Origin of the sequence: Ruminococcus sp. AF17-22AC (assembly GCF_003460065.1) — a bacterium.
Taxonomy (GTDB): Bacteria; Bacillota; Clostridia; order Lachnospirales; family Lachnospiraceae; genus Blautia_A.
Window position 1 is genome coordinate 1 of the sequence record NZ_QRXT01000015.1, and the last position, 19,188, is coordinate 19,188.

Annotated in this window: 16 protein-coding genes; 13 read left to right on the top strand and 3 right to left on the bottom strand. The window is 39.7% G+C overall.

What is annotated here, in order from left to right; translation table 11 throughout:
* Positions 1-1,308 (top strand): SpaA isopeptide-forming pilin-related protein (locus DWW86_RS17195; RefSeq protein ID WP_286187742.1); only part of this gene is annotated, 1,308 nt, incomplete at its 5' end.
* 97 nt (positions 1,309-1,405) lie between these two features.
* Here the strand turns inward: DWW86_RS17195 and DWW86_RS15400 are convergent.
* Positions 1,406-2,260: a YitT family protein gene (locus tag DWW86_RS15400; RefSeq protein ID WP_072522326.1), complete on the bottom strand. Its 855-nt coding sequence runs from the start codon at positions 2,258-2,260 to the stop codon at positions 1,406-1,408.
* 58 nt (positions 2,261-2,318) lie between these two features.
* The gene (locus DWW86_RS15405; protein ID WP_117943900.1) at positions 2,319-2,873 is read right to left on the bottom strand and encodes a prolyl-tRNA synthetase associated domain-containing protein; all 555 of its coding nucleotides are present in this window, start codon (positions 2,871-2,873) and stop codon (positions 2,319-2,321) included.
* Positions 2,874-3,066: 193 nt separating this feature from the next.
* Between DWW86_RS15405 and DWW86_RS15410 the strand changes: the two genes are divergently transcribed.
* The 10 genes from DWW86_RS15410 (at position 3,067) to rhaD (ending at position 15,085) form a co-directional block, all read left to right on the top strand.
* On the top strand, positions 3,067-4,113 hold the full coding sequence (locus DWW86_RS15410; protein WP_072522324.1) for an NAD(P)-dependent alcohol dehydrogenase: 1,047 nt from the start codon (positions 3,067-3,069) through the stop codon (positions 4,111-4,113).
* Between the two features lie 19 nt (positions 4,114-4,132).
* A complete protein-coding gene (locus DWW86_RS15415) occupies positions 4,133-5,197 on the top strand; it encodes an alcohol dehydrogenase catalytic domain-containing protein (protein WP_072522323.1) in 1,065 nt (354 codons plus the stop codon).
* Positions 5,198-5,218: 21 nt separating this feature from the next.
* Complete coding sequence (locus tag DWW86_RS15420) at positions 5,219-6,106, top strand: D-psicose 3-epimerase (protein WP_072522322.1); 888 nt, start codon at positions 5,219-5,221, stop codon at positions 6,104-6,106.
* Positions 6,107-6,123: 17 nt separating this feature from the next.
* A complete protein-coding gene (locus DWW86_RS15425) occupies positions 6,124-7,200 on the top strand; it encodes a sugar ABC transporter substrate-binding protein (protein WP_072522321.1) in 1,077 nt (358 codons plus the stop codon).
* 94 nt (positions 7,201-7,294) lie between these two features.
* Positions 7,295-8,782 (top strand): sugar ABC transporter ATP-binding protein, encoded by a 1,488-nt coding sequence (locus DWW86_RS15430; RefSeq protein WP_117943902.1) that lies wholly within the window; start codon positions 7,295-7,297, stop codon positions 8,780-8,782.
* 38 nt (positions 8,783-8,820) lie between these two features.
* Positions 8,821-9,801 carry an ABC transporter permease gene (locus DWW86_RS15435; protein ID WP_072522319.1) on the top strand — a complete coding sequence of 327 codons (981 nt, stop codon included), beginning with the start codon at positions 8,821-8,823 and terminating at the stop codon, positions 9,799-9,801.
* A gap of 206 nt (positions 9,802-10,007) precedes the next feature.
* Positions 10,008-11,618 (top strand): response regulator transcription factor, encoded by a 1,611-nt coding sequence (locus DWW86_RS15440; RefSeq protein WP_181985376.1) that lies wholly within the window; start codon positions 10,008-10,010, stop codon positions 11,616-11,618.
* Entirely contained in the window at positions 11,611-12,666 is a 1,056-nt protein-coding gene (locus DWW86_RS15445) for a sensor histidine kinase (RefSeq protein ID WP_117943907.1), read from the top strand. The genes DWW86_RS15440 and DWW86_RS15445 overlap by 8 nt, the downstream gene beginning before the upstream one ends.
* Complete coding sequence (locus tag DWW86_RS15450; protein ID WP_072522316.1) at positions 12,641-14,101, top strand: ATP-binding cassette domain-containing protein; 1,461 nt, start codon at positions 12,641-12,643, stop codon at positions 14,099-14,101. The genes DWW86_RS15445 and DWW86_RS15450 overlap by 26 nt, the downstream gene beginning before the upstream one ends.
* 153 nt (positions 14,102-14,254) lie before the next feature.
* The gene (gene rhaD / locus DWW86_RS15455) at positions 14,255-15,085 is read left to right on the top strand and encodes a rhamnulose-1-phosphate aldolase (RefSeq protein WP_015541647.1); all 831 of its coding nucleotides are present in this window, start codon (positions 14,255-14,257) and stop codon (positions 15,083-15,085) included.
* A gap of 68 nt (positions 15,086-15,153) precedes the next feature.
* Here rhaD and DWW86_RS15460 read toward each other — a convergent pair whose 3' ends face one another.
* On the bottom strand, positions 15,154-15,963 hold the full coding sequence (locus DWW86_RS15460; protein ID WP_117943909.1) for a hypothetical protein: 810 nt from the start codon (positions 15,961-15,963) through the stop codon (positions 15,154-15,156).
* Positions 15,964-16,137: 174 nt separating this feature from the next.
* Between DWW86_RS15460 and DWW86_RS15465 the strand changes: the two genes are divergently transcribed.
* Positions 16,138-17,880, top strand: coding sequence for a helix-turn-helix domain-containing protein (locus DWW86_RS15465; RefSeq protein ID WP_147338120.1), 1,743 nt, complete (start codon positions 16,138-16,140; stop codon positions 17,878-17,880).
* Between the two features lie 41 nt (positions 17,881-17,921).
* Entirely contained in the window at positions 17,922-18,917 is a 996-nt protein-coding gene (locus DWW86_RS15470) for a hypothetical protein (RefSeq protein WP_117943913.1), read from the top strand.
* Positions 18,918-19,188 lie beyond the last annotated feature (271 nt).

The window sequence follows — 19,188 nt, forward strand, 5'->3', positions numbered from 1 at the left end:
GGAAAGATCAGGCTTACGATGGTGGATGTCCTGATAGAAAAAGACATCGAGATCAGCAAAGTTGACCTTACCACCAACACTGAACTCGAAGGTGCATTCCTTCAGATCACCAAAGATAATGATGACACATTTGAAGCAATCAAGTGGAAATCCGGTGATGATGGAAAGAACGAAGACGGAACAGTTAAGACACATACAGTGAAACTTACAGCCGGAACCTACATCCTTTCTGAGACAGCAGCTCCGGATGGATACAACATCGCCGCAAGCATCAAGTTTACAATTGATAATGAAGGCAAGGTAACAAGCGAAACAACAGATGCAGTTACAGGCAACAAAGTTACCATGAAGGATGAGAAGAAAGATACATCCGCATCCATTTCTGTAACCAAGAACCTGAAGACAGTTGCAGGTGAGAACATTTATGCAGTGGATCAGACTTTCTACGTAGCACTTTATGAAGATGAGAACTGCACAAAACTTGCATCCGAAATTAAAGCACTTACATTTAAGAATTCCACTTCTGAAACAGTTACATTTGAGGGCGTGGAACCGAACAAGACATATTATGTAGGTGAATGTACAAAAGACGGCGTTCGTTATCTGAGCGGCGTTGTTGCAGGAACAAAATATGTAGCACTCTTCACAGATGGCAACAAAGTTACCGTAGAAACTCCGAACGGAAGTAAAGCAGTTTACTTTGACAACCGCTTTATGAAATTCCCTGATGGTTTCTACAAAGAGGGTGTTTTGAGCATTACCAAACTGTTTAAGGACAGCACAGGTAAGGCAAAGAACAGCGATGAGACATTCTATGCAGGTATTTTTGATGATGAAGAATGTACAAAACTTTCAGAGAATGTGTCTCAGAATATTATTCCACTGAATCTGAATGGCAGCTCCAGTGTGACAGCACAGATTAAAGTATCCATTGCACAGGGAACATCCAAGACTTTCTATGTGACAGAGGTTGATAAGGATGGAAAACCGGTTATCGATGCAGAAACCTTTAAATATGATGTATCGCTGGAGAATGAGGAAGTTACATTTGATGAGAGCAATACTTCCGCAAAAGTAACCATTACCAATCAGGAACAGGATGAAGACAAAGATAAGGATAAAGATAAGGATAAAGATAAGGATAAAGACAAGGACAAAGATAAAACAACCACAACCTCATCTAACGCAACATCCACAAAAGCAGTAAAAACCGGTGATAACACACCGATTGGAATTTTTGTAGTTCTTCTTATTGCTGCGATTGCAGTGATCGGTGGAGGAATCTGCCTCAAACGCCGCAAAAAATAACAAATAATAAAACTCCGCCAGTTCGGGTACGTAACTACCTGTTCTGGCGGAGTTTTACATTTCCTGTCGAGGAGGCACCGGTGGCGCCTACGCTGATTTATACTTTAGGCTGATATCTCATATCAGATACATTGTACACAGTGATGAATGCCTGTGGGTCTTCATGATTGATATAATTCATCAGCTTCTGATATTCGGTTTTGTCTACGATCGTAATGATCTCATTTCGCTTCTGCATATTGTAAGCACCGTATGCTTCATAAACGGTGGCTCCGCTGTGAAGATCGTGGATAATGAAATTTCGCAGTTCTTCTTCTTTTTTTGTAATAATGCAGACACGCCGCTTGATGTTGTGGTCAAAAATAAAGTGATCCAGCACAATTCCATTAAAATATGTACCAAGAATACTCAGTACGACGGTCTTTTTGTCATAAACAAGTGCAGCGGACAGTGCAACACACATGCCGGAGAGTGACATTGCTTTGCCGAGTTCCATATGCAGATATTTATTCATAATCTTTGCTACGATATCAAGCCCGCCTGACGAAGCATTTCTGTTAAAAAGAATACTCAGACCAATGCTGACAACAAGGACATAGCACAGCACGTCCAGTTCCTGACTGTCGGTCATGGAAGTAAAATTCGGAAAAACTTTTTCAAAAATTCCGAGAAAGACAGGAAGTATGATACTTGTGTAAACGGTCTTTACTCCAAATTCTTTCCCACATGTGATAAAACCAATGATCAGAAGAACAACATTCAGGATCATGGTAATCGCAGAGAGGGGCAGTGGGATGAAGTTGGAAAGAACAATTCCAAGACCGGAAATACTGCTGACAGAAGCATGGCTCGGTACGAGGAAAAAATAAACGGCAGCAGCAATGATTGCCACAGCACCGGTCAAAATGAGCGTTTCTAAAAGCAATTTTGCAAAATTCAACTCTTTTTTCATCGAAAACATCTCCAGATTCAGTTTTTATTTGATATATCTGCGAATATTCGTCTTGAAATTATACTTCAGAGACGGGCAGATTTACAATGATCGGTTCATGTTCAAGTGCAGGAATAATCTTTTCTGTAAAATCCTTTGTGGTAAATTTCAGACTGGATGTATTGATGCATGGGTGGCAGCCGAAATAAGGATCCTTCAGAACATCTTCATCGATCAGAAGCTGAACTTTCTTTTCGCGGTCGTTCATCAGGCCAAGGACGCTGACAGAGCCCGGGGTGATGTCGAGATATTTTTCCATATATTCCGGTTTTGCAAAGGATAAACGTGCCGAGCCGATCTGAGCGGAAAGATCCTTTGTCTTAAAGGGTTTGTCGCCCGGCATCAGGAGCAGATAAAAGTTTGTTTCCTGACGGTTGCACAGAAACAGGTTCTTGCAGATAGCGGTATCATCACCGAGTGTGCGGTCAATTTCTTCACAGGCTTCCATGGTCATGGCGGCTTCGTGGTCAACACGCTGGTAAGTAACGCTGAGTTTATCTAAAAAGTCATAGACACGAATCTCCTTGTCCAGACGGTCATTTACATTTTCCGGTCTTCCATTCTGTAATTCCATTTCGTGGTTCTCCTTTTTATTTTTACGTATTTCATTGTAACGGTATTTAAGTGATGTGTAAACCCTTTATATATATGATTGTCGAAATATGAAAATCGAATCAACGCCCCCCTTTTTCAAATTGTCCCCACCTTGTTTAAAAAGCCCGTCATTGATAGAATTTAATCAACAAATAAAGAAAGGGGACGCGACAGTGAAAGAAAATATGAAGGTTGCGGTCATGTTGGACAAAATGAAAATGGGGTGGGAAGAACGACCAATACCTGCTCCGGCAGATAATGAAGTCCTTGTAAAAATTGACTGCGTAGGAATTTGCGGATCCGATATGCATTATTATGAAAATGGAAGAATCGGAGGATATATCGTAAAACCACCATTTGTACTGGGCCATGAATCAGGTGGTGTAGTTGTAGAAACAGGAAGGGATGTTAAACATCTTAAGATAGGCGACCGTGTAGCTCTGGAACCTGGAAAGACATGTGGACATTGTGAATTCTGCAGAAGCGGAAAATATAACTTATGTCCGGATGTACAGTTCTTTGCAACACCTCCGGTTGATGGAGTATTTCAGGAATATGTAGCTCATGAAGCAGATCTGTGTTTTAAACTTCCGGAAAATGTGAGCACAATGGAAGGTGCACTGATCGAGCCTCTGGCAGTTGGTATGCATGCAGCAAATCAGGCAGGTGCCTCTCTTGGAAAAACAGCTGTTGTTACAGGTGCAGGATGCATTGGATTGTGCGCGATGATGTCATTAAAAGCATTCGGAGTTACTCAGGTGTACGTAACAGACATTATGGATAAACGACTTGATAAAGCAATGGAACTCGGTGCAACCGGAGTAATCAACAGTAAGGAAAAAAATCCGGTAGAGGAAATCCAGAAACTGACAGAAGGCAGAGGAGTAGACATTGTTGTAGAGGCTTCCGGAGTGGAGCTGTGTGCAAATCAGGGGCTGGAAATGCTGGTACGCGCCGGTACACTGGTGCAGGTAGCATATAGCGGATCAGGATACATGAATCTGAATATGGGACTGATTTGTGACAAAGAAATCACCATAAAATCAGTTTTCAGATATCGTCATATTTATCCAATGGCAATCAAGGCTGTCGCAAGTGGTCTTATCAATCTTAAAGGAATCGTAACAGATGTATTTGAGTTTGACAATGTAGAAGAAGCAATGAATAGGAGTATTGCAGACAAAGCCAATATAGTGAAATCAGTAATTAAAATGGATTAAATATATAAGGAGGCGTGAAATGAAAGGAACTATGAAGGCGCTGAGAATGTACGCACCTTATGATTTCAGGATTGATGAAGTAGCAATTCCGGAAATCGGAGATGATGATATTCTCATTCGTGTAAAAGGATGCGGTGTCTGCTCCGGGGATGTCAAAACATATCATGGCGGACAGCGAGTATGGGGAATCAGCCCTGAAACAGCATACATTGAAGCTCCTTGCATTGGCGGTCATGAATTCCACGGTGTAGTTGCAGAGAAAGGCAAAAACGTAACGAAGGTAGAAATCGGCGACAGAATCCTTGCAGAACAGATTTTACCATGTGGAGAGTGCAAGTTCTGCAGACAGGGAAATTACTGGATGTGTCAGCCACATCGAATTTTCGGATTTAAGCATGAGGCAGAAGGCGGCTTTGCAGAATATATGAAGCTTCCTAAAAACAGTGTGATTCATAAACTTCCGGATGAACTGACAGATGATCAGGCAACGCTGGTTGAGCCATATGCCTGTGGCATGCATGCAGTGGAACGTGGGAACATCGGATATGAAGATATCGTTGTTATCAGCGGACTTGGAACCATTGGGCTGGCAATGATCTGTGCAGCACAGACACATTCTCCTAAAATGGTAATCGGACTCGATCTCAGACAGGAAAGACTGGACAAAGCGAAAGAATTTGGAGCTGATCTGGTCATTAATCCTGCAAAAGAAAATGTTCAGGAAATTATTAATTCCTTAACAGACGGATATGGATGCGACGTATATATTGAAGCATCAGGAAGTCCGGCGAGTGTACCGCAGGGATTGAATCTAGTACGAAATATGGGAAGATATGTGCAGTTTGGTGTATTTGCGAAAGATGTTACCGCAGACTGGAACGTAATTGGCGATACAAAGCACATGGATGTAGTTGGTTCACATCTGTCCGGACATTGCTATAATGCAGTAATCAAAGGCATGGTAAATGGAACGATGAAAACAAATGGAATACTGTCACACAGATTTGCACTCACTGACTGGGAAAAAGCATTTGAAGTTGCAGAGAAGGATCCGGCAGCATTTAAGGTGGCATTGATTCCGTAAAAGATAAAAGGAGTGGCAAAAATGAATAAATTGGGTATTTTTATAAATTTTTGGGAAAACAGTTGGGATGTTGACCATATCAAATATATGAAAAAAGTAAAAGATATCGGTTTTGATATCCTTGAATTTCAGGCACAGCCGTTACTCGAGATGACAAATGAGCACATGGATGAAATGAAAAAAGCAGCAGCAGATCTGGGGATTGAACTTACATATAGCCTTGGTCTGGATCCATATTATGATATCTCAAGCAGAGATGAAGCTACAAGACTTCGTGGTGTAGAATATCTGAAAAATATTGTTGAGCGAGTAGGATATATGGGCGGCAAAGTAATCTCCGGTGTAAGTTATCAGGGATGGGGCTGTACAGATGTAGATCCGGTAGAAGGCAAGAAACCTCTTCTTGAAAATTCATTGAAATCCATGAGAGAGCTCGTAAAAGTTGCTGCTGATAACGACATTACATATTGCGTAGAAGCGGTAAACCGTTTTGAAGGATGTCTTATCAATACAGCACAGGAAGCGTTGGATTATGTAAATGCAGTTAATTCTCCGAACATTGGAATCCTTCTGGACACATATCATATGAATATCGAAGAAAGCAGCTTCAGTGAAGCTATTCATCTTGCAGGAGATAAACTTGTTAACTTCCACACAGGAGATAACAACCGCAGATGCCCGGGCAGAGGTCACATTGATTTTGATGAAATCTTTAAAGCACTTGGTGATATTCACTATACAGGTAGAATCGTGTCTGAACCATTTATTGCTACTGGCGGAGAAGTAGGAAATGCAGTTGCTCTGTGGAGAGATCTGGAACCAGATATGTCACCGGAATATCGTGATAAAGAAGCAGCATATCTGCTTCAGTACGAAAAAGAAAAATTAGCCAAATACGGTTTGGCATAAAAAAAGGAGGACAAATAATGAAGAAAAAAGTGATGGCAGGATTCATGGCAGGGATGATGGCATTAGGTGCTATGGCAGGAACCGTGTACGCGGATGTAACGGACTATTCTGACGCAGTTCCGGCAGAAGTGAAGGGAACCGATGATGTATCTGTACTGGAAGATGAGTACACAGCAAAAGAAAAATACAAAGTTGGTTTTGCCCTTGAGAGTATGGACGTAGCTGTTTGGAACACCATGTCAGAAGGTATGGCTGATGAAGCAGAAAAAATCGGCGTTGAGTATACCTGTATGGTAGCAAATAATGACGTTGCAGCACAGGTTGCCAATGTAGAAAACATGATCGCACAGGGCTATGATGCCATTATTATTCATGCATTTGATAAACAGGCTTTTGCAACAGTTGTAAATGAAGCTATCGAAAAAGGCATTGTTATCTGCGCATATGATGATAATATCATTGATCCTTCAACAGGAGAGGCATGTCTCTATCCATTATCCTTCCTCTGCGACAACTATCAGATTGGATATCGCGTAGGTACCATGGCAGCAGAATGGACATTAGAACAGTTCCCGGATGAAACAGGCGATCTGGAATTTGGTGTTCTGTGGCATCATGAATTCGAATATCAGCAGGCAAGACTTGCAGGTATTGAAGCTGCAATTGCAGAAAAAGATCCACGAATCAAACTTGTTGACGAACAGGAAGGCCTTGTAACAGAAGATGGTGTAAAAGCATGTGAAGCATGGACACAGGCATTCCCGAATCTGAAAGGTGTATTAGCTACAAATGATACATGTCTTCTTGGATATGCACAGGCATGGCAGGCAGCAGGCAAAGATCTGAAAGATGAAAACTTTGGTATGTTTGGTAATGATGGTGTAAACGATGCAATTGACATGGTTGCTGAGGGATCTATCCTCAGAGGAGATGTTGGTCTTGATGTTTACGATGGTGGCGCAATGGCACTTCTTGCATGTGTAAAACAGCTTGACGGTGTTGAAACAGATAGTGTTATTCTTCCTATGGTTTCTGTCACTTCCGAAAATGCAGAAGAAGATTGGATTTCCCATCCGACATTATATGTTAAGTAATAAAAATTGTTGACTTGATTAATGAACAGGATTCTCCGACACATACTTCGTATGGTCGGAGAATCACTTTACTGGATAGATATGGAGAACGCTTATGGCTGATAAGAAAGTTGTTTTATCATTAAGAAATATTTCCAAACAATATCCGGGAGTACAGGCTCTGGATAATGTTTCAATAGATTTTATGGAAGGCGAAGTGCATTGTCTTGTAGGAGAAAATGGCGCGGGTAAATCGACTTTTATTAAGATGATATCCGGAGCCGACCAGCCGGATTCTGGTGTTATCAGTTTTGAAGGAAAAGAATACAACGCAATGACCCCCAAATTATCAAAAGATCTGGGAATAGAAGTTGTTTATCAGGAATTTAATCTGGCGGAAGATCTTACAGTAGCAGAAAATATGTATTTGGGCGAGCAGCATGCAGACTCAAAATTATTTAATCTGAAAAAGCTGAAAAAACGGGCAGATGAAGTTTTTAAAAAAATGAATATAGAAATCGATACCGGAGAAATTGTAAAATATCTGACGGTTTCATATATGCAGTTTGTAGAAATAGGGAAAGCACTGGCAAAAGATATTAAAGTACTGATTCTGGATGAACCGACAGCTCCTCTTACCGAAGACGAAGTAGATAAACTTCTCGATATTGTTATGAAGCTGAAAAAAAAGGGATATGTTATCATCTATATTTCTCATAGATTGCCGGAACTTTTTAAGATTGGAGACAGAATTACAGTATTGCGAGATGGTAAACTGATCACGACAGGACCTATCGAAGATTTTGATACACCTAAACTTATCAAAGCGATGGTAGGCCGTGAACTTTCCTATGAATATCCTGAAAAATCAGGAAAGGTTGGAGATGTTATATTTGAAGCAAAAAACATTTATTCTGAAAAAGTACAGAATATCTCTTTTAAAGTAAGAGCAGGTGAAATCCTTGGAATCGGAGGTTTGGTAGGAGCTGGAAGAACAGAACTTCTCAGAGCAATTTATGGAGCAGATCTTCGTTATGCAGGAGAAATCTATCTGGAAGGAAAGAAAGTTAAGATTAATCGTCCGGAAGATGCGGTAAAACTGGGAATCGGATTTGTAACTGAGGATAGAAAACGACAGGGATTGCTTCTGGATTACAGCATATGTTACAATACTTCATTACCAATATTGAAGAGAATTTCAAATTTGGGAGTTATCAATAAGATAAAAGAACGAAAAATTGCGACAAAAGAATGGGAAGATCTGAGAATCAAAGCACCGAGTATAGATACAAAAGCAAGTACACTAAGCGGAGGTAATCAGCAAAAAATTGTTCTTGCAAAATGGCTTGCAGCAGACTGTAAAGTAATTTTTATGGATGAACCTACACGAGGTGTCGATGTAGGTGCAAAACAGGAAATTTATAAATTACTTGCTGAGCTGGCAGAGGCGGGAATTGCAATTGTTATTGTTTCCTCAGAGATGGAGGAACTTCTCGGAATGTCTGATCGAATACTTATTCTGCATGAGGGTGTCAGTGCAGGTGAAATTTCTAAAGGTGAATTTAGTCAGGAAATAGTTATGCAGTATTCTTCCGGCTTATAATTTCAGCTAACTATATAGATCACAGGGGGTTTTAGCTTATGAAACAAAAATTAACATTTAAAAAGTTTTATGATGAATATGGAGTTCTTTTAATCTTACTGGTAATGGTTGCAATTTTTTCTTTTGCAACACCTACATTTCTGACGGGTGCCAACATTATTAACATTTCCAAACAGGTAGCGATCATGGCAATACTTTCCGTTGGTATGACCCTGGTACTTGTTTCCGGAGGCGGTGGCATCGAGCTTTCCATGGGTTCTGTTATTTCTCTGGTTGTAGTACTGATCAGTAAGTTTGTAACAGAGAGGGGCTTCAGTGTAGCGATTGCATTAATTCTTGCAGTACTGGTTGCTACTGCATTGGGATTTATCGATGGTGTGATCATTGCAAAAATTAAAGTTCCACCGCTTATCATGACACTTGGAATGCAGATTTTCCTCTATGGATTTACATATTCTATCTGTGAGGGAAAACCGGTTTATGGCATTCCTGCATCACTGACATGGATTGGACAGACATATTTGTTTAAAGTCATTCCTGTATCTGCACTTTTGATGGTTGTGATTGTAATCCTTGGACAGTTCTTTGTTTCTAAAATGTATATCGGACGCAGCTTATATGCAGTAGGAAGTAACGAAGAAACAGCAGATCTTTCAGGTATCAGTTCCGATAAATTCCGAATTATGGCGTATACTATGTGTGGATTCCTGGTTGGTATTGCCGGAATTGTAATGCTTGGCCGAATTGGAAGTGGACAGCCGAGTGCAGGTGAAGGTTATGAGATGGACGTTCTTACCGGATGCGTTCTTGGTGGTGTAAGTCTGAACGGTGGAAAAGGAAGTGTAATTAAAGCGTTCTGTGGTATCCTTATTATCGGTGTTCTTAGTAATGGTATGTCACTTCTGGGATTCAATCCTTTTATGCAGAAGATGATCAAAGGTCTGGTTCTTATCCTGGCAGTTGTTATTGACAGTCTTCAGTATATTAAACTTAAGAAAAAAGTTAAAGTTCTCAATTGATTTTCTGACAATTGATATTCAGGTGTATTGTATGAAAAACTTTTTCCAAAATCCGGGTTGGTATATGCAATCCGGATTTTGTTGTTTGCAAATTGAGCGAAAACATGTAAAATAAAGGGGATTGTTATGAACAAAAAGTAAAAATGTCATTGTAAGCAACCAAATGGAGAAAGTCATAGTTTATGCAGGAGAGGGGAAACGTACAAATGATAAAAGTACTGATTGCAGATGATGAGTTAAGGATATGTGAGCTGATTTTCAGACTTATAGACTGGGAATCTCTGGGGATGTCGGTAATTGCCGTAGCACATGACGGCAGAGAAACTATTAAAATAATAAAAAATGAAATGCCGGATATTGTCATAACCGATATACGTATGCCCGGGTACAATGGTGTAGATGTGATCAGAATTGGTAAAGAGTACAATTCTGACATTCAGTTCATTATTATCAGTGGATACAGTCAGTTTGACTATGCACAGAATGCTATCCATTATGGAGTGAGTGATTATCTCTTAAAACCGGTAAAGGCGGAAGAACTGACAAAAGCTTTATTGCGTATAAAAAGCCGCATTGACAAAAATAATCAGATGTACAGTCAGGTGAAAAAAGCATGGACACTGGAACAGCAGAATCGACGATTGTACAGAGAACAACTGATTATGGAAATTGCACATGGGAAGGGATTCGATGTTTTAACAAAAGATATGAATACATTAAATGAGCAGTATAAATACGAATTTATTCCCGGCTTTTTTACAATTGTGATCGTAAAAGCGGATGGTTTGAATTTTGAAGAAAAGACAGAAAGCAGTTTTCTGTATGAAAAAATCCAACAGAGTCTGTCATTTGCTTTTGCACCTGTTATGCAGGAAATGCAGGGAACAATGCTTGATAATGGAACATATATCTTTTTGTTTAATTATGAAAATGAATATGCAGAAATAGAATCACAGATTCATCGTCTTTTAAATCAGATGCTTCTTCAGAAAGATGTGTTCAAGAAACTGCATCTTACAATTGGACTGGGGAAGCGCGTAAATTGTCTGGTAGAAGTGGGAAAATCGTACGAAACAGCATATCTTGCGATAAAAGACCGTATTCTGGTGGGGACAGACAGGATTATTGAAGGAAAAGAAAAAATAGTTGTTCAGGACTACAAAGACTATTTTTTGCATACAGTCAGGGAATTGGAGAATGTGGTAGAAAATCTGGACGATAAAAGAATCAGCGATATTATTCAGGAGTGGGGAACAGCATTAAGCAAAGACAAAGAAATTAATGGATATCAGATCGAGCAGTCTGCAAAAGCATTGGTGAATTCATATCTGCTTTCCATGCAAAAAAATAACTATACACTGGATGAGGATGATAATCTTCTGAAAGATTTTATGAAATCCATCGAAAATTGTATTTCATTAGGAGAAATTCAGGAATTACTCAGTGGGACGCTGGAACAGTCCTTAAGTGAGTACCGACATAAACGTGCACTAAGTGGATCGAAGCCTATTCGCGATGCGAAAGAATATATTCGAAATAATCTGGCGGGAAATCTGACAATACAGGAAGTCAGCGAATATGTAGGTTACAGCAGCGCGCATTTCAGTGTTCGATTCAAACAGGAATGTGGAATTACGTTCAGTGATTATGTCATGGAATCACGTATTGAAAAATCAAAAGAACTTCTCAAAAATACGAGAGAAACCATAGAAAGTATAGCAGCGGCCGTAGGGTATTCTGATGTTAAGAGTTTTACAAAGAACTTCAAAAAATATACAGAAGTAAAGCCAAGCCAGTATAGGAAGATTTATGGATAATAAGAAAAAAGTAATATACACGAATTATATTTTTTCAGTATTGATTATGATAAATGTTGTTTTGCTGGCTCTTTGTTTTATTTTGCAGGTGTCGGTGCTGATTTTGGCAGTATTATTAGCGGAAATCGTAATTCTCAGTGTTGTTTTAATGTTGCTGAATAAACAGGACGTGTATATAAAGAATTTTTTGTTGAATCATGAGAATAAATATCTTCGAAAATTATATATGTTTCATTCGCCGGAAGAAGGAAAGCTCTATGAGTTTATGATCAATAACAAAGACGAAAACAGAAATTTATTTCTTGCATCTAAAAGAGAAGCACAGATTCTGGCACTGCAGAATCAGATCAATCCGCATTTCCTGTATAATACTCTGGAAACGATTCGAAGTGAAGCTATTATAAACGGAGCAGTGAATGCCGGTACAATGGCAGAAGCGCTTGCAACCTTTTTCCGCTATACGATTTCTAATTTGGATTATCTGGTGCAGATAGAGGATGAGCTGGAAAATATCCAGAACTATTTTACGATCCAACACTATCGATTCGGAAATAAAATCGGAATTCAGATAACGTATGATGAAGAGGACAAAAATATTCTGAGACTTTATATACCGAAACTGATTATGCAGCCAGTTGTGGAAAATGCGATTTATCATGGAATCGAACAGAAGTTAGGTGCTGGTCAGGTGACGATTTCAATTAGTTATACAAAGCAAAATCTGGATATTATGATCAGTGATGATGGAATTGGAATCAAAGATACAGAATTATCTGAGATTAATAATCGTTTGTGGACTGACAGTGAGAATTATGGATATGAAAAATCCGAAAAGAGTGGTGGAATTGCGATACGGAATGTAAACCAAAGAATTAAGCTGTTGTTTGGAGAAGAGTATGGCATCTGGTTGAACAGTATTTATGGTATTGGGACAGACGTACATATAAAACTTCCGGTAGTGCTGACACCTGATGATCTGGAGAAAAAACTACGCATTGATAAAGAAGATGTGGGAGGTCAAAGTGGAAAAGGAACTGGTACGCTTTGAAAATGTGACAAGTTATAATGCATTACAATCAGATGTTAAAAATCTGAGCTTTTCAATATATGAGGGGCAAATGGCTGGAATGGTTGCGGTAAATGATACCGGAATTGAGGTTTTGCTGAATTTGTTACAAACAAATACGAGAGATAATATCACCGGGAAAATCTATGTAAGAGGAAAGTTGGTTCATAATCAGGATTATTGTGAGTCTGCGCCTAATAACATTTCCATTATAGACTACAATAATCGTCTGTTTAAGGGATTATCGACGATTGATAATATATTTGTCACGCCAAGAAGAGAAAGACATGGACTTGTAATTTCCAGCAAAAAGGAACGAAGCCGGTTTTTATGGATAAAGTCAGAATTAAATATAGATCTTCCGGAGAGCAAAAACTGTGAAAATATTTCAAACGCTGACAGGTGTATTATTGAGATTTTGCGTGCTGTTACAGCGGAAGCTGCTATGATTGTTATGGTTGGTCTGTCAAACTTTCTTACGGAACGTGAATATAAAAAGGTACGTGGGATTATTCAGAAATTCCGTAAAAAGGGAGTGACGTTTCTGATGATCGGAAATGATTACAGTGAAATTATAGGATTTGCAGATTTTACAATATTAATGAGAGACGGAACGAATATAAAATATCTGACGAGAGAAAAACATCCGGATGAACAGGAACTTTGGAGATGTATAGCAGCAGATATGAACGGTCTGGAAAGAGCACACACCACTCATCAGATAAATATGAAAAATTCTGTTTTGGAATTTAGAAATGTATACACGGAAGATATAAAGGACATTTCGTTCAAACTATATGAAGGTCAGTGTATTGTTCTGCTGGCAAATCGCAAGGTACAGGATAATATTATGGCTCTTCTGCAACGCAAAGGAGCTACATACCTCGGCGAGGTGCGATTTAATGGAGTACTTCTGGAACGATATCCCAGGAAAGAAATTTACCCGTATGGTATCTCCTTTATTCTTGCCAATGCATACAGGACGATGCCGTACATGGACCTTAGTTATATGGAAAATCTGACCCAGGGTATTGAAAAAAAGAGTGGACAGAAATTTGTAAGAAAAAATATACAGAAACTGTTATTTACAGAGGCAAAAAAGGAACTGGGCAATGTAGTAGCCTGCAAGTATCTCGCAGAACTTTCTAAAGAAGAAAAATATCACTTACTCTATCAGCATGTGATATTTATACACCCAAAGCTGGCGGTTATATGTAGTCCGTTTGTTGAGAGTGATTATCAGTCACGCGCATTCATTACAGATTTAATTTTTCAGTTGAGGAAAAATAATATTACATTATTAATATTGTCCTCAACGTATATGAGAGAAACACATCTGGCAGATGTAATCATAGAAATCCATCATAAAAAAATATATTCGATTTATATGCAGAGTGATACGGATGTGGTTTTTTGAAGTTTTTTTCAAAAAGGTCTTTACAAACCACAAGAAACCATATATAATGCAAATGAAAACAAAGAGAAACAACATAAATCAAGAGAATAAACAACATAAAACCACAACACAACAAAACTGCCCATTTATGGACGAAATCGGAGGAATTTTATTATGAGGATCTTAGAGTCAAAATTTGTACAGGGTTTTATCAAGATGGCGAATGACGGTTATCTGCAGGGATGGCATGAGAGAAACGGTGGTAACTTAAGCTATCGTCTGAAGGCAGAGGAAGTCGAAATGATCCGTCCGCGTCTGAACGCACCGGGAGAATGGACACCGATCGGAACTGAAGTACCGGGACTGGCGGGCGAATTTTTCCTTGTGACAGGAAGTGGTAAATATTTCAGAAATATCATTGTTGACCCGGAAGTATGTCTTGCAATTATCGAACTGGATGAGACTGGCTGCAATTACCGTATCCGTTGGGGGCTGGTAGAGGGAGGAAGACCGACAAGTGAGCTTCCGACGCATCTGATGAATCATGAAGTAAAGAAAAAACTTACTAATGGAAAGCATCGTGTTATTTACCATGCGCATACCACAAACACGATTGCACTGACATTTGTGCTCCCACTGGATGACAAAGTGTTTACCAGAGAACTCTGGGAATCCGCAACCGAGTGTCCGGTCGTATTTCCGGACGGTGTTGGAGTTGTCGGCTGGATGGTTCCGGGCGGAAGAGAAATTGCTGTAAAAACAGCGGAACTTATGAAAAAATATGATGTTGTAATCTGGGCACATCATGGAATGTTCTGTTCCGGAGAGGATTTTGACCTGACATTTGGCCTGCTTCATACTGTTGAGAAATCAGCAGAGATCCTTGTAAAGATCCTCTCTATGACACCGCACAAACTGCAGACAATCCAGCCAGATAATTTCCGTGCACTGGCAAAAGATTTCAAGGTAAGTCTGCCGGAAGAATTTCTGTATGAAAAAGAATAATAAAACAATAATAAAACAATAGCAAAGGAGAAGTCTTTTTCGGACTTCTCCTTAATTTTAGCCAAAATCTATCTTATACGCTGTACATGATAATCTTTGTAATATGACGAATTAGAGCTTACTCGAAAACGATATGTTCTTGATCCGATTTTAAAATACATGTAGATATAATACGTATAAATATTACCGTTATCGTAAGCATTTACATATGGATAAATCATTCCAAGACCGGCAACATAAACAATATAATTCCCTTTTCCCCTGTGCAGAATACTGGTTTTCAGATCTGTTTCTCCTGCGGAAGATGAAAGTGCTCCATGATAGTAAGGTTCATTTGTTAATGATTTTTCATATCTGCGCTTTTTCTTATTATAAACGTATATCGGAAAATTAGTCATTTTTCTGCCGTTATTGCTGCATCCTATGAAAGCTGGCTTTTTCGATGCATAATTCCAGATTTCCAGAGCAAATATGCTGGTTCCGGCGCTCAGAAAAGAATTCCCTGTTTTTCGCAATGAAATGCGGCCTCCGATCGTATAAATGGATGCGACATTGCTGAAACGACCTCTCTGTCGCCCATTGACAGCACGTACTTTGTACCAGAGCTCTCCTTTCTTTGTATCCTGCCAGGAAAGTCCTCTGACAGTTTTTACCTTCTGATATTTCTGACCGTTGGTTGAGCGATAGATTTCATATGCTCTGGCTCTGGATGCTCTTTTCCATGTAAGTCGTGTTTGGCCTTTGGTGTAGACTGCTTTTAATCCTGTCACTTTTCCGACGGAAGCGGCCTGAACTGTTACATTCGTTGAAGGGACAATTGTGAATGCTAACAGAAGTACCATAACAAGACTTACTAATGTTTTCTTAAACTTTTTCATTGTTGTATCCTCCTTCTGAGTATTGGTAAAATCAGTATAACAAAGTTTCTGTTGATGCTCAAAAGTATTGCCATATCTGTCATAGACAAAGGTGGTAATTTTTTGAGCATTTGCCGAAAATCCTTTATACTGTAAGCAGGAAATATGGGAATGATTCGGAAGGGGATGGAGAAGATGAATTTTCAGGAATGTCTGAATAACTATATCATACAGATCCGCTGCAATGGAAAAGAGCTGGCGCGTAACAGCAAAATATCCGAAACGGTTATCAGCCGGTACCGCAAAGGTGAGCGTGCACCTTCAGCTGACAGTGAATATTTAAAGAAATTGTCCGATGGAATCATCAAGACTGCAGCAGAAAAAGGCATCCGGGATTTTAAGGCGGACAAAGTTTTGCAGACACTGCGTGAAAGTCTGGAGGATAATCGGGACGAACCGGCATTTAACAACCAGAAACTCGACATTCTGCTGAGAGAACTGGATATCAATATTTCCAGAATTGCGGCATTTTTGCATTATGATCCCTCGTACCTGTCGAAGATAAGGACGGGCAAGCGCAATCCGGCACATCATCAGCAGTTTATCGAAAAAATCTGCGAGTATGTTGCATCTAATTACAAGGATGAGCAGGATCGGAAAAAGGTGACATATCTTATTCAATGCAATGAAGACGAAATTACAGACAGTTCTCTATACAGGAAAAAACTGAGGGAGTGGCTGAGTTCTTTAAAACCGGAAGACGTTGATTATGTATCTGGTTTTCTGCGTAAAGTGGATTCTTTTAATCTGGATGATTATATACGTGCCATTCATTTTGACAGTTTCAAGGTGCCGAAAGTACCGTTTCAGCTTCCTGTTTCGAGACATTATTATGGATTGAAAGAAATGCGCGAGGGGGAACTGGATTTTCTGAAGCATACCGTGCTTTCAAAATCAATGAAGGCCTTGTACATATGCAGTGACATGCCGGTAGAAGATATGGCTGCAGACGAGGATTTTGCAAAAAAATACATGTTCGGTCTTGCGATGGTTCTCAAAAAGGGGCTGCATATCCATATCATCCACGATGTGGAACGTCCGATGAAAGATATGATGCTCGGTCTGGAAAATTGGGTGCCGCTTTATATGACCGGGCAGATTTCACCATATTATCTGAAAGGTGTACAGAATCGTATCTATTCTCATCTGCATTATTGTTCCGGGCAGGTGGCGATGACAGGTGACTGCATCAGCGGGCATCATGATCTGGCACATTATTATCTGACCAGCCGCAAAGAGGAAGTATTAATCAGTCAGAAAAATATGGAATATCTTTTGAAAAAAGCACATCCACTGATGGATATTTACAGGGAAGAGCGCAAAAAAGAACTGTATGCTGCTCTGATTGAAAATGCCGGGAAAGAAGGTCGTCGGAGACGTGTACTGGCGGTTCCGGATCTGGGCGTTCTGCCGGAAAAACTGCTGGAAGATATTTTGGAACGCAATCATGTTGTGCTGAATGAAAAAACTGTGATTTTGGAATGCTATAAAAAATCTGTAACATGTCTGGTGACGACTTTGAAGCACAGTGTAGTAGAGGATGAAGTATCAGTGCTTTCTGAAGCGGAGTATGAAAAATATCCGCCGGTGCTTCCGATTGCAGAGTGTTTTCTGGAAAAAGATATCCACCTGACCTATGAAGAGTATCTGGCATGTATAAAGGCAGGCCGGGACTATGCGAAAGCAAACGAAAACTATCAGTTCAATCTGACAAAGATAAAAGGTTTTCACAATATCCAGATCACTTGTTTTGAGGGAAAATGGTGCATGATATCGAAGAACCGGGCTCCGGCGATCCATTTTGTGATTCATCATCCAAAACTTCGGTATGCATTGGAAAATATGGTATTACCGATTCGTGATGACGAGATCGAATAAGGCATGATTTATAATGAAGGATGAAAAGTAGGAAAGAAATAATGAAAAAGAACTGGAAAAAAACACTGGCAGCAGCTGGTATGGGAATGGTGCTGATGACCACTTCTCTGACTCCGGTGACGGCTTTTGCGGCGGTCGATACGCAGAATCTGCTGACTTTTGTAAATGATACAATGGATGACGGCTCGCAGATCTACTATTTTGAAGAGGTTGCTGTGACACTCCCAGCAGACTGGAAGGGAAAGGTTGCGGTGCAGGCACAGGACACCAGTGTTACTTTTTATCATAAGGCGAGCAAAGAAAAATGGCAGGAAAATTATGGGACAGTTGGCGGGAAACTTTTTTCCTTATCTTATTCCGTAAACAGTGATTTCACAGAGCTGCCGTCCTATTATTATGTAGGATTCGGCGAGGAGTCTGTGATGAATTATTTCCTGACATTTCCGACAGATGTGCAGGGATATATGGAAGATGAAAGCATCAGCGAGGAATATCAGCAGCTTTTCTCGGAAATTGATTATGTAAAAGATCATGTATGCATGCGTCATGTGGAGCCGACAGATGAAGTAAGTTCTTTTGATGAAACGAAAGCCGGATACGATGGTATATGGACAAAGGTAGAAGATTTGTTTGAACTGTATATTCCGACAGAATGGGATGCCTGCCAGCCGGACGAAGAAGACATTGCAGGTGGTGTGAAATATATTTCTGTATCTGAAGACAAAGCCTATATCTGTATGGCGATGGCAACGGAGCCTGACAATGAAGAGACGAGGAAAGAGATTGAGCAGGAGCTTGCCGATAATAACATGACAATGATGGATGTGTTGAAAGAACAGATCAACGAGCAGGGATTCAAACTGGAAAAAGAAGCAGAGATCAATGGAATTCCATGTGTTTTCTGCTCGACAGACAGCCTTTACGGAATCGTGTTTATTGACCAGAAAGATGCGACACAGATTGACATGGTGATCTTTGCAGGTGAAAACAGAGGGAACGATCAGGTTGTCGAGACCGTCCTGCGTTCCGTAAGGTGACTGCCGGAAGAATAGTTGTGATGTTGTTTTCTTTATTGATATAATCTTTTAAGACATAATTATAAAGGGAGAAGTTTGAAAATATCTTTCAGACTTCTCCTTTTCGGTACAGATCAGTTTTGTCGTTTCACAGTGTCGTCTATTTATTTTCTTTATAAAATCTTAATATTGATTCCGATAATTTTATACAATCTTTGAGGAGTTATATATATAATAAGACTGGAATAAAAAGATTAAAATCTGCATGTGCAAAATATTAAAAAAGGAGCCA

What these genes read in the sequence shown, in the direction of transcription:
- rhaD (WP_015541647.1), top strand. Translation starts at nt 14,255, where the DNA reads ATGAGGATCTTAGAGTCAAAATTTGTACAGGGTTTTATCAAGATGGCG.
- DWW86_RS15440 (WP_181985376.1), top strand. Translation starts at nt 10,008, where the DNA reads ATGATAAAAGTACTGATTGCAGATGATGAGTTAAGGATATGTGAGCTG.
- DWW86_RS15470 (WP_117943913.1), top strand. Translation starts at nt 17,922, where the DNA reads ATGAAAAAGAACTGGAAAAAAACACTGGCAGCAGCTGGTATGGGAATG.
- DWW86_RS15465 (WP_147338120.1), top strand. Translation starts at nt 16,138, where the DNA reads ATGAATTTTCAGGAATGTCTGAATAACTATATCATACAGATCCGCTGC.
- DWW86_RS15415 (WP_072522323.1), top strand. Translation starts at nt 4,133, where the DNA reads ATGAAAGGAACTATGAAGGCGCTGAGAATGTACGCACCTTATGATTTC.
- DWW86_RS15400 (WP_072522326.1), bottom strand. Translation starts at nt 2,260, where the DNA reads ATGAAAAAAGAGTTGAATTTTGCAAAATTGCTTTTAGAAACGCTCATT.
- DWW86_RS15405 (WP_117943900.1), bottom strand. Translation starts at nt 2,873, where the DNA reads ATGGAATTACAGAATGGAAGACCGGAAAATGTAAATGACCGTCTGGAC.
- DWW86_RS15460 (WP_117943909.1), bottom strand. Translation starts at nt 15,963, where the DNA reads ATGAAAAAGTTTAAGAAAACATTAGTAAGTCTTGTTATGGTACTTCTG.
- DWW86_RS15420 (WP_072522322.1), top strand. Translation starts at nt 5,219, where the DNA reads ATGAATAAATTGGGTATTTTTATAAATTTTTGGGAAAACAGTTGGGAT.
- DWW86_RS15445 (WP_117943907.1), top strand. Translation starts at nt 11,611, where the DNA reads ATGGATAATAAGAAAAAAGTAATATACACGAATTATATTTTTTCAGTA.
- DWW86_RS15435 (WP_072522319.1), top strand. Translation starts at nt 8,821, where the DNA reads ATGAAACAAAAATTAACATTTAAAAAGTTTTATGATGAATATGGAGTT.
- DWW86_RS15430 (WP_117943902.1), top strand. Translation starts at nt 7,295, where the DNA reads ATGGCTGATAAGAAAGTTGTTTTATCATTAAGAAATATTTCCAAACAA.
- DWW86_RS15425 (WP_072522321.1), top strand. Translation starts at nt 6,124, where the DNA reads ATGAAGAAAAAAGTGATGGCAGGATTCATGGCAGGGATGATGGCATTA.